The organism is Bacillus sp. CD3-5, assembly GCF_006349665.1.
GTDB classification, from domain to species: domain Bacteria; phylum Bacillota; class Bacilli; order Bacillales; family Bacillaceae_G; genus Bacillus_A; species Bacillus_A paranthracis.
The window spans coordinates 162,389-175,047 of the sequence record NZ_VEPX01000010.1 but is presented as its reverse complement, the minus strand read 5'-3'; the positions used below and the strand labels follow the sequence as shown (position 1 = coordinate 175,047).

The 12,659-nt window shown below is 34.8% G+C and carries 12 protein-coding genes and 1 tRNA gene; 4 read left to right on the top strand and 9 right to left on the bottom strand.

From position 1 onward, the window contains the following. Positions 1-132 precede the first annotated feature (132 nt). From FH036_RS19220 to FH036_RS19210, 3 genes are all read right to left on the bottom strand, one after another. Complete coding sequence (locus tag FH036_RS19220) at positions 133-1,419, bottom strand: D-alanyl-D-alanine carboxypeptidase family protein (protein ID WP_139896129.1); 1,287 nt, start codon at positions 1,417-1,419, stop codon at positions 133-135. 155 nt (positions 1,420-1,574) lie between these two features. Continuing rightward, positions 1,575-1,802 carry a hypothetical protein gene (locus tag FH036_RS19215; protein WP_000251865.1) on the bottom strand — a complete coding sequence of 76 codons (228 nt, stop codon included), beginning with the start codon at positions 1,800-1,802 and terminating at the stop codon, positions 1,575-1,577. Between the two features lie 479 nt (positions 1,803-2,281). Then, entirely contained in the window at positions 2,282-3,664 is a 1,383-nt protein-coding gene (locus tag FH036_RS19210) for an exo-alpha-sialidase (RefSeq protein WP_138322290.1), read from the bottom strand. 532 nt (positions 3,665-4,196) lie between these two features. Between FH036_RS19210 and FH036_RS19205 the strand changes: the two genes are divergently transcribed. The 4 genes from FH036_RS19205 (at position 4,197) to FH036_RS19190 (ending at position 6,968) form a co-directional block, all read left to right on the top strand. Further along, positions 4,197-4,269: transfer RNA gene (locus FH036_RS19205), tRNA-Val, on the top strand. A gap of 120 nt (positions 4,270-4,389) precedes the next feature. Next, positions 4,390-5,475, top strand: a complete 1,086-nt coding sequence (locus FH036_RS19200) for a tyrosine-type recombinase/integrase (RefSeq protein WP_257469621.1) — start codon at positions 4,390-4,392, stop codon at positions 5,473-5,475. A 126-nt stretch (positions 5,476-5,601) separates the two neighbouring features. Then, on the top strand, positions 5,602-6,282 hold the full coding sequence (locus FH036_RS19195; RefSeq protein WP_139896127.1) for a hypothetical protein: 681 nt from the start codon (positions 5,602-5,604) through the stop codon (positions 6,280-6,282). A 191-nt stretch (positions 6,283-6,473) separates the two neighbouring features. Continuing rightward, positions 6,474-6,968, top strand: coding sequence for a DUF6998 domain-containing protein (locus FH036_RS19190; RefSeq protein WP_139896126.1), 495 nt, complete (start codon positions 6,474-6,476; stop codon positions 6,966-6,968). Between the two features lie 217 nt (positions 6,969-7,185). Here FH036_RS19190 and FH036_RS19185 read toward each other — a convergent pair whose 3' ends face one another. The 6 genes from FH036_RS19185 to FH036_RS19160 all read right to left on the bottom strand — a co-directional run bounded on the left by FH036_RS19185 (position 7,186) and on the right by FH036_RS19160 (position 12,625). After that, the gene (locus FH036_RS19185; protein ID WP_139896125.1) at positions 7,186-7,419 is read right to left on the bottom strand and encodes a hypothetical protein; all 234 of its coding nucleotides are present in this window, start codon (positions 7,417-7,419) and stop codon (positions 7,186-7,188) included. Between the two features lie 2 nt (positions 7,420-7,421). Then, positions 7,422-8,303, bottom strand: a complete 882-nt coding sequence (locus FH036_RS19180; RefSeq protein WP_180358387.1) for a phage major capsid protein — start codon at positions 8,301-8,303, stop codon at positions 7,422-7,424. Positions 8,304-8,366: 63 nt separating this feature from the next. After that, the gene (locus tag FH036_RS19175) at positions 8,367-10,082 is read right to left on the bottom strand and encodes a phage major capsid protein (RefSeq protein ID WP_139896123.1); all 1,716 of its coding nucleotides are present in this window, start codon (positions 10,080-10,082) and stop codon (positions 8,367-8,369) included. Then, complete coding sequence (locus FH036_RS19170) at positions 10,051-11,490, bottom strand: phage portal protein (RefSeq protein WP_139896122.1); 1,440 nt, start codon at positions 11,488-11,490, stop codon at positions 10,051-10,053. The genes FH036_RS19175 and FH036_RS19170 overlap by 32 nt, the downstream gene beginning before the upstream one ends. A gap of 267 nt (positions 11,491-11,757) precedes the next feature. Next, positions 11,758-11,988 carry a hypothetical protein gene (locus tag FH036_RS19165; protein ID WP_139896121.1) on the bottom strand — a complete coding sequence of 77 codons (231 nt, stop codon included), beginning with the start codon at positions 11,986-11,988 and terminating at the stop codon, positions 11,758-11,760. Between the two features lie 139 nt (positions 11,989-12,127). Beyond that, the gene (locus FH036_RS19160; protein WP_139896120.1) at positions 12,128-12,625 is read right to left on the bottom strand and encodes a phage terminase small subunit P27 family; all 498 of its coding nucleotides are present in this window, start codon (positions 12,623-12,625) and stop codon (positions 12,128-12,130) included. Between the last annotated feature and the right edge of the window lie 34 nt (positions 12,626-12,659).

Here is a 12,659-nt window from a genome sequence, read left to right as displayed (position 1 = left end):
TTTAACAAGAACACAACTAAATAATATAACGAACAAACCGGAAATGCAATAAGAAAATTTACAATTATTAGTTATTTTCGATATATAAAAAAGACTGTGACAAAGTCTCTTCACAGCCTTTTAACTAGTAATTTATTTTTCTTCTGCTTTCATTTCTTTTGTATTTCGGCGTAGCACTGCAAATAAAATGGCTCCAAATAATACAGCGGCACCTATCCCAATGCTTATTATTTTCACATTTGATTCCTTTACTTCAGGCTCAATCGTATCTTTTTTAGGCATCGCAAAAGTAACATCTTCTTTAGAAAGAACATTAACCGTCGCAATTGTTTGATTATTCTTTGTGATATCAACTGCCCCAACTACCTCACCACGATGAATTCCTTTATGATATAAAGAATCTTTATCTAATGAAGCCGCACGGAAAATTGTCCTTACGTTTTTTCCTTCATCTTTCTTAAGCATAAGTTCTGCACTTTGCTCAAGTTCGCTATCAATGTCTTTATTTAAATACGTTGTCTTTTGATGCCAACTATGTTTATCTAGTACCGTTTGCTTCACAAATTGACCAAAAGAATAGTCCGCCATCTGCTTTAAATCTTCATAAATTTCAGGTCTTTGAGAAGCCATTACTACATTTATAATACGATTTCCATCCTTCTCATTTAATAGAACGAGCGTATTGCGCGCTTCATTTGTAAAACCTGTCTTACCGCCAATACTAAATGGATTTTCAAAATAAGTAGATTTATTAAAAATAGACACCGTCTGCCTAGATGTCGTAACTGTCGTCCTTTTCGTATTCATCGCTTGCAAAATCTCAGGGTACTTTTGCACACCTCTCGTAATCATAGCCATATCATATGGCGTAGTATAATGGTTCGGATCATGCAATCCATTTGGTGTTACAAAATGACTGTCGGTAGCGCCTAATTGCTTCGCTCTCTCATTCATCATATTAGCGAAATTCTCAACACTTCCGCCAATACGCTCCGCAATCGCATACGACACATCATTCGCACTTAGCACCATTAAAATCATAAGTGCAGTATTTCTATTAATCGTCTCACCAGGTTGAAACTCAATTTGATAATTACTCTTCTCTTGATCTAATGCTACTTGTGAAAACGTAAATTGATCCTCTGGCTTCGTATGCTCCATAAGTAAAATCGCCGTTAACACTTTCGTCATACTAGCCGGAAACGCCCGATGATGTGCGTTTTTATCGTACAAAATATCTCCAGTTTTCGCATCGATCGTAGTTGCAAACTGACTAAAAACATTTGGCCCTTCCTTAGGTGGTGGTGCCACTTGTTCTGGATTCACTCCAACATTCGTCTCAGCACGTAACGTCATAGGTGTCAAAAAAAATAAACAAATAACGGTAATAAAAGCCAAAATTTTCTTTAAATTTACCATATGACTCTCCCTTTTCACTATACTCTCACAGTTTAAAAATTGAATCTACCAATCTATATGTAATTTGTATTAAATTGGAAGAATATTCACTGTTTTTTACTATATCATACTTTTACGATAAAGAACATAAATATACAATAAAAAATAAGAAAGAATTATTCTTTCTTATCCTTCTCATCAATCAATGAATCTATTAAATTTTGACTAGCTTCCTCAGGTGTAATCTCATCGGTCATCCCCATAAACGACCAACCTTTAGAATCAACCCACTCAACAAACTCTTGCAAAAACTCATCATGTGTAACATCCACATCAAGAATTGAGCCATTAATTGAAATCGTTCTATTTCTAGATACGCGCATCTTGAACGTCTTCCTTACCATTACGATAATTCTCCCTTTGCTTTTGAATATTTATAAAATAATCTTGTATCTCTGTTATACATGATTTTAAGTAAATTGTAAAAAGGATATATTGGCCAGTTTGCATATTGAAACTGAAAATCTATTATCATGCAAAAAATAGCAAACGATATGTAAATGATCATAAATTACTAAATAGACCTCATACCCATCAAGCTAATATTTTGAAGTATCCTCAAAACGAAAATTTTGTTCGGTTTGAGGGACTACTAATTTCTTAAGTTGATGGGCTTGTACGGTAATCCCTTATATAAGAACTGATTTTGATACTTTCTTATTAAGAGATTCGTAATCCAAAAGTAAAACAAAATGTAGAATTATTAGTTTTAATTAATAATTTGGATTTGATAATATTAAGGGGCTAATGTTGGACTGGTCTAGATCCATGATGCTAAATAATAGAAGCGAACGAAAAGAGATTTATTAGAGGAATTACTAGATTACGGCTTCTTCTTTGAATCGGTTTTTCTAAAGAATACATCCGGATTATTTCGCCCGTTCAACGTATTCCGGTTATCACTCCAGGCATGAAGCAGGGAATCTCCAGGACCAGTGATTACTTGGTTATAGTCCCCCATATAGCAATTTCTAACAGCATCTGGACTTGGTGCAGTAATTGGAACCGGGGAAGAGGGATTACTAACCACTGATTCTTGACTTAAACCTTTAGAAACAGAAAATGATTTCATAAATACGCCGAATGTTCCGTCACCAATTTCTCCATCTCCCTTGGGATCATTAAAACGGTTATATTGAATATGTGCTCCTTTAGAGTTTGCCGCTACCGATGGAAAAAATGCAAAAGATGAATGGTCCTGCGTAACATTCACTTGTGTCCAAGTTTTCCCTTCATCTTTGCTGTGTGCCAGAAAGACATTGATGAAAACCTTATTATTTATAACTATACCTGCATTCCAAACAACATAAATCGTTCCATCTGGTCCAATTGTCGCTTGCGGAATTTCAAACATTCTGATGACTCTTTCTGGTGTTACAGAAATTACATTACGGCTACCACACGCTGTGGAATTTGCGTTACCTGCTGCAGCAAAAAGACCATTAGAAACCTGTACAGGAGCTTGAAACGATACTCCACCATCTGTGGACTTCACCATCCGGATTGAACGATTCGGAGTTCTTGGTACTGTAAAGCTGTTTGGTAAAAAATCCTCATAAAAGACATATATATTCCCATGAGGATCTACAACTGGAAAAGCTCCAAAAAATTCATTGGTACCAGCAGGTATAGTCTCATTTTGAATAATAGGAGTCACTGTCACACCCGTGTTCCACTTTGAAAATTTAATCCTTTGTCCAAGACGAGCAGGATCTCCAATTAAATCAATCCACACGACATACAAAGCTTCCTTACCTGGATTATTCTTATCAGACCCTACTGTAATCCATGGTTTATCTGTAAGAAGTCCATCGGCATCGACAGTACCGACGAATTGGGGTTGATTCATTGTAATAGTTTTATTCGGATTAATTATTCCAGTTGAAACTGTGATACCTGTTTGACCGTCATGAATTTGACCATAATAAAATATACCTTTTTTATCTACAGTAATAGTAGGATCCCCCCCATTGCTTTGTCCTGGAATTGTAGGAATACTACCACCATCTGTCCAGTGTTTACCTAAATCAGAGGAAAAAGCAAACCCTGAAAAACCAGTTAGATTGTTCGAATCATTAAATCCATAAAGAATAAAATCTTTAAAACGAGCTAAACTTGTTTCACTTTGTGTTATTCTAGGGAAATTATCTACATCGCTAGCGGGGTTATTCACTTGAACCCCTTTATCATTTGGTTTTGGAGGCATTTGACCACCCTTTCTTTGTTTTTTCAATAATAGAATATGAAAAAAATGAAAGAATGCTTAGACTATTAAAATATATTTCACTTTTTTGGTAGGAACATTTAAAGATAGAAGGAGTTACTTAAGACGAAATAATAGAATTGTATTTTTAGAATGAACACTAGCATTTTCCCAATAAAAAACAGCTTATTAGCTACTAATCTTGAAAATGTTATCTTCTGTGTATTTTGTTACATTTATAGATAGTTAATTTTAGAGTTTTTTATATAGTAATAGGGGGCTCACCACATATCCATCAACTTAAGAATTTTATAACACCCCTAAGACGAAATTTTGTGCATGTATTGAAAAAAATAATACAACCGCTTTATTCGACACTTTCCATTAAATTCTCTATTTATAAATTCCTTAATACACTATTAACGCGATTACAACTACTTTTCTATCAAAAATTTAATATAAAAATATTGAAAATTTCCAATCATTTATATATAATTACTTTAACTTAAAGATGCTGTTACATGCGCATTTTGAAGATCCCGTAGCTCAGCAGGGAGAGCGCCACCTTGACAGGGTGGAGGTCGTGAGTTCGAGCCTCTCCGGGGTCATATCCTTTTGTATCAACTGTTGATAATTTCATATTTTGACCAAAACTAACGGTGAGTACCGCTCAAGTTTTGATTGAAACTCCTCCTTTAACTCTAAATGAGAATGAAGGAGGTTTTTTTATGTCTTTAACATACTTCACTGAAAAAGAAATCGTAAAAAAACGACAACCCCACAAACGAAAAACTAGCAAAATTTCAAAAGAAGATTCTGTTGAGCGTGTATTCGAAAGATTTATTGATAGTAAAGTGAAACAGAATTTACGCCCCAAATCATTGAATCAATTCCTTCTAATGTTTAATAGCATTAAAGCATTTCATGAAACACAAAATGCTCAAACATTTTATATGACCGACATTACAACAAACTTCATTTCAGACTGGGTCTACTGGTTAAAAAATGAATATGTACGCTTTGATGGTCATGCTTATGTACCTGAAAGTGCTCAAACTGTTGGATTAGCGGATGAAACAATTTCCAGTAGAATCAAACGTTTGAAAACATTCATCAATTGGTGTTTGCGACAAGAAATCATCAACAAAAATCCATTCAATAAATTCGAGGGATTTCGTAAAGATAACACACAAATTGATATTCTCTCAGTTGATGAATTGAACAACTTATTAAAGGTGGCAAAAGCGTATTCTAATAAGAGTTTCAAGCACTTTCGTGATTATGTATTGTTACATCTTCTCGTTGATGGCATGTTTCGTATCACCGAAGCATTGTTATTATCGCCATCAGATATTGACCATACAAATCGAGCGGTAATTATTCAATCCAATAATGCCAAATCACGCAAAACTCGTACTGTACCATTATCAAATAAAACATATCGTTTACTTATACAATTGCTAGAGGAAAATGAAGCGTTTGAAGGTGAAGTCGATGATTTAATTTTCTTGTCATTAAGTGGTCGTATGTTAAGTAAAAACAACGTGTTACGTGATATGAGAAAGTACGCCATCGAAGCAAAAATTAAAAAACGCTTTTATTTACATTTGATACGTCATTCAGCGGCTACTCATTATTTATCATCTTCTGGTGACGTTGAATCGTTGCGGAAAATCCTTGGACATGCTGATTTACGAACAGTGCTCATCTATAGCCATTTAGCGGATACTACTGTTCAAGAGAAACATGCGACTTATGGATTCTTTGGAAGTGAAAATGTAATCAATCGTAAACGTAATAATAGAAGGAAATAAAAATAAAACCGCTTATTCTCGCCCCGACCAAAGTTTGAGAATAAACGGTTCAGCACAAATCCGAGAAGGACTTGCTATGTCTTTTCATTGTAGCAAAGTTTCTTCTCCATGAAAAGGAGAATACTCATGTTGTTAAATGGTAAACCAGAAGAATTAACACGTTATTCCAAATTAAAATATAACGCTCAATTGTTCATTCAAAAGGCTCATGAACTATGGGAATATAGTGACCTACAGATTAGATGTGTGTATTTAATATCCGATTTAGCGAAAAAGGGAAGTGGGGTGTTCAGTGTCGCATATAGTACGTTTCAAAAGATGTTTGCTCAACGCTTTGATATGAAAATATCGTTATCGACTGTTAGACGTTTTTTCGCTTTAATGGAGAAAATCGGTCTATTATCAATCAACGAAGCGAAACGTAAAAACGAGCAACAATCTGCTAACGTTTATATCGTGGAACAACAATGTACCGAACCACAACAAGAACAACCTATAGAACACCCTTCTGAACATCAAAATACTTCTTTTCAAGAAGTAGACGATAAACAAAAAACTTTAAATAATACTATTGTTAACAATGATGTAATACATGATGAATATGTATTTGCACGTAAAAACGGAATCAATAAGAATTTGTTTTTCAAAGTGGTTGATGAAATAAAAAATAAACGTGGCATTAATAACATTGGTGCATACATTCGTGGCACAATTAATAACATAATCAATCACATATCGTTCCGTGATGGCACAAAAACATATGATAATCCAATGAACCAATTCTTTTATGAATGGCTGCACGAATAAAACCGTATAGTACCTAGAACTTGCCAACTTAATAATATATATAAGATGGTACTTTAGAGGTACTTTAGCGAATAATAAACACACTTTACAAAATATGTATTTGAATATTAATATTCAACGAACAGTCGTTTGAATGACATTTTTTCCTTAATGTGGTAATAATGATATATGCCATATAAGAGGTGATATGTATGCCATCTGAAGAAGAGTATGAATGTATGACAATCGCTGAATGTCTAGGAGAATATAGTAAATTAATGAGGATGTTTAAAAAGCGTGGGGCTACGAGGACAAATAATTTTGTGGGAGACATGGGAGAAACTGTGGCAATTGAACATTACTGTAATTCGCCACACCTACCAAATTTGCGTATGGTGGAAATAGGAATGAAGCACATAGATGCTATTAGTGATACAAATGAACGGTATAGTATAAAAGCCACGCGTACCAAAATGACAGGAGTGTTTAATGGTCTCAATGACCCTGACTCCGATATGCCACAGGAACAACTTTTTGAATACGCCATTATTGTATTATTTGATGAAGATGTTTCGCTACAAGCAATATACCAATTGGACTGGCATTCGTTTTTATCTCTTAAACGTTGGAACACATCTAAAAGAACATGGTATTTAACCGTTAGCAACGCATTAAAGCGCAAATCCAAAATAATATATGAACGATAACATACATAATAAAATAACCACGTAGTTTCCAAGTACGTGGTTATCCTGCGAATGCAATTATAAATGAATGAGAAAATCAAACTTGTAATACTATTATATTGTATTACTTTGAAATGTAAGGAAGCCATATGAAAAAAGTTGACCTTTGAAAATCTCATAAAATACACATTTTACACATAAAAAAAATACGGAGTCCCATAGTAGGAACTCCGTCTGATTATCCGATACGAATTGCTTTTGTTCGAATGATTGGTGGACATTTTGCGTTTGATAATGCTGTATCATAATCAATTACGTGTCCGCTCGAAATGAAATTGATTGCTTTTGTCGATTCAATCTCATACGTTTGACCTATAGAAAAACCCGCAGATGGAGTTGGCGGTTTTGCGTAAGGGTCGCTATTGATACTAAAAGATTTAATGGCTATTACTTTTTTATATTCAACTGCCATGACTATTCACCTTTTACCTTTCTTGAGCGTTTTGCTTTTGGTTCTTCGACAGACTGTGCTGACATTGTTAAATCCGTTAGAATTTTGATTCCGTGTGGATTTGCTACCATACCACTAGCCATGATTTCAGCATAAATGAAAGTATAACCTGCTCGTCTAACGTCTGTATCTTCGCTACCATCATTTATTTCAGCGGAAAGTTCATCGTTTACGGAAACCGCATATGCTTTTGGATTCATTAATACCATTTTTCCTTTACCATTCATTGGTTGAACGAATACAGGAATGCCATAAATTGTGCCGATTGAACCATCATTTGTAATAGTTGGTTTTAATAATGCTTGTCCACCAACGTCAACTAAATTTGTAGCGAATAAGGCATTATCTACAACGAAAATAGCACCTTGTAAATTCTCAGAACTGTTAGCGAAATCATTAAACATTTCATCAACTTTAGAGAACGTTTTAATGTCAGCGATTCTACTTGCATATGTGTTATATTCGAAAATGGATTGCATTTGATTGCCTGAACCATCAGCATTACCTTTTCCGAATGCTTGTGATTGTAATGTACGAAGAATGCGACGTGTCGCTTTTCCCTGAGCAATTCCTGTTAAATCAATAGGTGTGTTATTCAATAGTAATTGTGTAATTTCAATTGATGTAGAAACTGTTTTTTGGTCGAAAGTAACCGACTCAAATTCAACATCTTTACTGATTAATTCGTCAGGCTCGATTTCTGCTTCTTTGTCGTCCACTGCAAATAATCGGTTAGTTGTTCCTTTGTGTTTAAAAATATCAAATTTGCTTGCGATAAGCGGTAAGTTTTCAGATGATGCCACAAATGAAATCGTGACATCTGTTTTATTTAAATTTGTTGTCATATAAATTCCTCCAATATTTTTCATAAAAAAAGAGAGCCCAATAGTTGAGACTCTCAAATTGATTTATTTTGCCATTTTTAATTTTGCAAACGCTTCTGGCTGGATGATTTTACCGTCAAGATATTTATCCAAGATAAGTAAATGTCTGCGTTTAGTTTTGCTGATTCGGTCTTTCCAAATATGTTGTAGGTGGAAGTCCTTTTTAACAAGGGTTGCATATCCTTCTTTGAAATTACCAAGTAGGATTGGTGTTTTACCTGCACCGACTTGCTCCATGTTGTCGTCAAAAACAATTGGAATGTTAAACAATTCTTGAATGAATGCCTTAGTAACATCTTGTTTACGTAAAATCAATGGATAACCTTCGTTGTCATTCATTTTCGTAAGGTGTTTAAATGTTTCACTGTGCATCACCCAAACTGCATTATTGAGATATTCAGGATTAACGCTTAAGAGGACATCATAAAGCTCTTCAAAATCAATTGTTGTTTGTGATGCTGATGTGATGGCAGTTACTTTGTCTTGCCCTAAAGCGTCTAAAGTTAAAATTCCTTCTAAACTCTTTTTCTCATCACCGAATAAAATATGATAATCAATTGTTTTGCTTAGTCGACGACCCAATAATTCTGAAGCGTATGATAGAACATTGATTCCACCATCATTTACAACTTTATTTGAAAGTTCAACCGCTGAACCAACACGTTTTTGGTCTAAGCGAATTTTTTGCAATGCTAAATCTGTTGGTTTAACATCATCCCATTCGCCAACAAAACCAGCATTACCAGTGCTGTCTTCACGTAAAAGTTCTAAAAATCCGCTTACAGTTTCATATTGTTTAGTACGTGAAAACAAGTTTCCTTCATGATGAACAATTTTTACGATGTGGTCAGAAACAACAGTTGGAACTAAGTATGCTCCAGTATCTGAATTTTGTTGTAATGTACGAACTTCATCATTAATTTCGCCTTTCATAAGCGATTGAATCGCTCGTTGTTCTGTGCTTGGTTCATTTGATATTTCTTCAGGGATTTCAACGATATGACGTTGTTCGTCCTCCGTAGAATTTTCAATTTGTGCTTCAATTTCTTCAAGGCGTTCTGATAAATCACGCATTTCCGCTTTTTCAAATTCGTCTAAGTCACGTTTTCGTTGTTCCGCTTTTAATTGTTTGCCTTGCTTGATTATTTCTAAGCGTGTATTTTTTAATTCCGTAATATTCATTTTTCCGATATCTCCTTTAATATTTATTTCGTCAACAATTTCTAACGAACGGGCTGCGATTGATGATTGAACGTAAGCGGGTTTTCTAACTGCGCTCACTTCTAACAGTTCAAGTTCATGTACAACACGTTCATAAATTCCGTTTGTTCCTTTGATAACTTTGTCTTTTAACGCTCGGAAACCGAATGACATGTTTTGAATGATTCCGTCTTTGATAAGTTCAAAGGCATCTTGTCCCCAAGTTGTTTTGCTGATGGTCGCTTCCATGTAAAGACCACGCTCATCTTCACGGAGAATCATTTTTCCGCTTCGTGTGTCTGCTAAGATTTTGTTGTTGTCATGCTCGTAAAGAAAATCAATATTTTCGGCACGTTCAAGAGCACGTTTAAATGCACCTGGCATGATTTTTTCAATAAACTTTGTTTTTCTACCGAGTGTTTGTGACCAAGTAGATGTTTCATTTACGTAGCCTGAAACAAAAAGAGACCCATCGGCATTTTGTTGAACACCGTCGAGTCTCACATTTCTAAGTTCTATTTGGTTGTTGTGATTCTGCATTAGGTTTGTCCTCCGTTGTTATATTTTGTCCGAGGTTGAAAACTGTTTTTTTGCCAGTTTCCGTATTCATTGCAACTTTTCCGAGTCCCATTAATAAATCGTCGCCACCAGTTACTTTGTCATAACCAAGTTTTTGACGTACCTCGTTAATTGTTAAAATTGCACCATTTACACCTGTTACAAACGATTCAATACGTTCTTTCTCAGTTGCTCTTGATAATTCCTCGACATCAAATTCAAAGAAATAGTCATCATCTCGTTCCGCTTTGTCGAGAAGTGAAATATTCAATCCGTCTTCAAAAGCTTTAATAATTGGTGCCAATGTGTGTTTTAATAAATGCAAACTATTTTGTTCAATCGAACCGTATTTATTGGCAGCGGTAGTAATCATGGATTCAGGCACACCGAACAAACTACAAATTTCACTTTTTGTACTTTTTCTCGTTTCGTTTAACTGCATATCTACAGGTGAATGTTGTAATGGTTTATAATCTATGCCTTCTTCTAAAATCACTGTTTTAGCAGAATTATTTGAGCCACCATACAAATCAGCCCATGCATTTCTCAATCTATCAATTGTAGGTTGCGATAATCGAGCAGTTGTTGTTAGTACTCCTGATGGAAATGCACCACGTGAAAAAATTCCATTTACAAATTGTGCTTCATGTAACGCTTGTCGGAAAATTTCTTCACCAGTTTTCAAAATTCCAATTCCTTTAAAACCATCTTCGGAATCTCTCAACACTCGTAAAATTTTATCTTCACCTAAAGTTTTCATAGAACTTTTGGTTTGCGTTCCGTCTCCATCGGATGTTATATCAAACTTTGCACCCGTTGGTTTGTAATCCGCTTTTATTGTTCGGATATTCAAATTTCTTTTGGGCAAATAATATAATTCATCGACATCGAACCCAAAAGCATCTTCATTTATTTTTTCAATAGACGCATAACCTCCACCATGTAACAAATGGTCACGAACGATTTGTTTTTTAAATTGATATGCTCCCATGTGCTCATTAGGTTTTACATTCAATAATTTCACACGATTATCGCCTTCAATTTCTGTGCGACTGCCATCTTTATTTCGTTTGAATAAATACACTGGCATTTGTGCGATTGAACCTGAAAGTATATCAATACATTGTGATGCGATTGGTAATTGTAAAACTTTATCAACTGTTGGATTAATATAATTATTGTATTCTTGGAATGCCTCATTAAAATTGGTATATAACTGTGTCTCCAGTTCTTGATTTCGTGTTTCTAATTCTTGAGCATGTGATTCCAATTCTTGAGTACGTGTTGTTAATTTTTCTGTTTGTTTTTCTAATTTCTGTGTGCGTGTTTCTAATTCTTTTTCTAACTCCGCTACACGTTTTGGGCCATCTAAATAATCTCTGATTGCCATAAGTTTCACCTCTTCTTTAAAATGCAAAAAACCACAGGCGTATTAATCCTGTAGTAATCGTTTATCAATATTAGAAAAGACACGATAAATTCATGCCTTTTGAATAACGATAAATTTAGTATATTGACCTTGATTTCGTATTTGATATAAGCAACGGAATGGAAGGATTCCGTTAGAAAAGAGTGTTATAAATAACACCAAGCACACCATCAAATGAATTGAAATGGAGGGTGGGTTGTAAAATGATGATGGTGTGTTTGCTATCATCTATTTATTCCAATGTTTTTTCACCCACGATAATTTATATGATGGTTGATTGTGTTTGAGCATACGTCGGTTGACTCTTTTTAATGCTTCTTTTTGTGTTAATTTATGTTCTTTGCCTTTGCTATCGTAATAACGAAATGATTTCGCTTCTTGTAGTTCTAAAGTACGTAGGATTTCATAGTATTTCTTTTCACCGATATGTTGAATCAGTGATTTATCTAACATTGCCATTGGGCATCACCTCTGTTGTTAATTGGAAAGTTACATATCGTAACCGCCCTCATAATATATATACGTGGTGGTTAGAAAAGTAAGGGGCAAAATGCAACTTTTTTAAAAAAATTAGGAGAACCGAATTTTCGACACTCCATTATGAATGTGCTTTAAGCAATTGTAATAACGGGTCTGCTTCTTCTTCTTTAGCCTGAATTTGCATACCTGCTAATTGGGCTCTTGAAGATGGTGACATTCCCAGTTGAGTGGACAATGATTTAAATTGCCCCAAATATGCCATTTTCGTTTTGACAGTTGGATGTTCTTTTACAACGTCTTTTCCATACTTATCTTTTTGTTTGATTCTAATTCCTTCAGCATTGATAATATCGTCACATTGACGGATTTTACTCATAGCATCTGCTGTTTGTTCAAGTAGAGGAATGTCGAGGTTCGTTAATACGCCACTAATTTCTAATTCCGTAACTAAATATTTATAATACGCTTTTGCGAGTGGGTCGAGATAGTCAGGGACAGTTTGCAATTTATCCGTGTTTCCCATCAATCGTTTTTCCTGTTCCTGACGAGCTTTCAAATCTTTAGATGATTCTGAGCGTCCTTGTTTTAAAGACGCAGGTTTTCTTGGTCGTGCCATATTATCTACTCCTTTTATAATTTTAGACCGCTTT

Bases quoted from the DNA above. Each gene is read 5' to 3' on its own strand.
- FH036_RS19170 (WP_139896122.1), bottom strand. From the start codon at position 11,490: ATGGCAATCAGAGATTATTTAGATGGCCCAAAACGTGTAGCGGAGTTA.
- FH036_RS19175 (WP_139896123.1), bottom strand. From the start codon at position 10,082: ATGCAGAATCACAACAACCAAATAGAACTTAGAAATGTGAGACTCGAC.
- FH036_RS19165 (WP_139896121.1), bottom strand. From the start codon at position 11,988: ATGGCAATGTTAGATAAATCACTGATTCAACATATCGGTGAAAAGAAA.
- FH036_RS19190 (WP_139896126.1), top strand. From the start codon at position 6,474: ATGCCATCTGAAGAAGAGTATGAATGTATGACAATCGCTGAATGTCTA.
- FH036_RS19160 (WP_139896120.1), bottom strand. From the start codon at position 12,625: ATGGCACGACCAAGAAAACCTGCGTCTTTAAAACAAGGACGCTCAGAA.
- FH036_RS19200 (WP_257469621.1), top strand. From the start codon at position 4,390: ATGTCTTTAACATACTTCACTGAAAAAGAAATCGTAAAAAAACGACAA.
- FH036_RS19180 (WP_180358387.1), bottom strand. From the start codon at position 8,303: ATGACAACAAATTTAAATAAAACAGATGTCACGATTTCATTTGTGGCA.
- FH036_RS19215 (WP_000251865.1), bottom strand. From the start codon at position 1,802: ATGGTAAGGAAGACGTTCAAGATGCGCGTATCTAGAAATAGAACGATT.
- FH036_RS19195 (WP_139896127.1), top strand. From the start codon at position 5,602: ATGTTGTTAAATGGTAAACCAGAAGAATTAACACGTTATTCCAAATTA.
- FH036_RS19220 (WP_139896129.1), bottom strand. From the start codon at position 1,419: ATGGTAAATTTAAAGAAAATTTTGGCTTTTATTACCGTTATTTGTTTA.
- FH036_RS19185 (WP_139896125.1), bottom strand. From the start codon at position 7,419: ATGGCAGTTGAATATAAAAAAGTAATAGCCATTAAATCTTTTAGTATC.
- FH036_RS19210 (WP_138322290.1), bottom strand. From the start codon at position 3,664: ATGCCTCCAAAACCAAATGATAAAGGGGTTCAAGTGAATAACCCCGCT.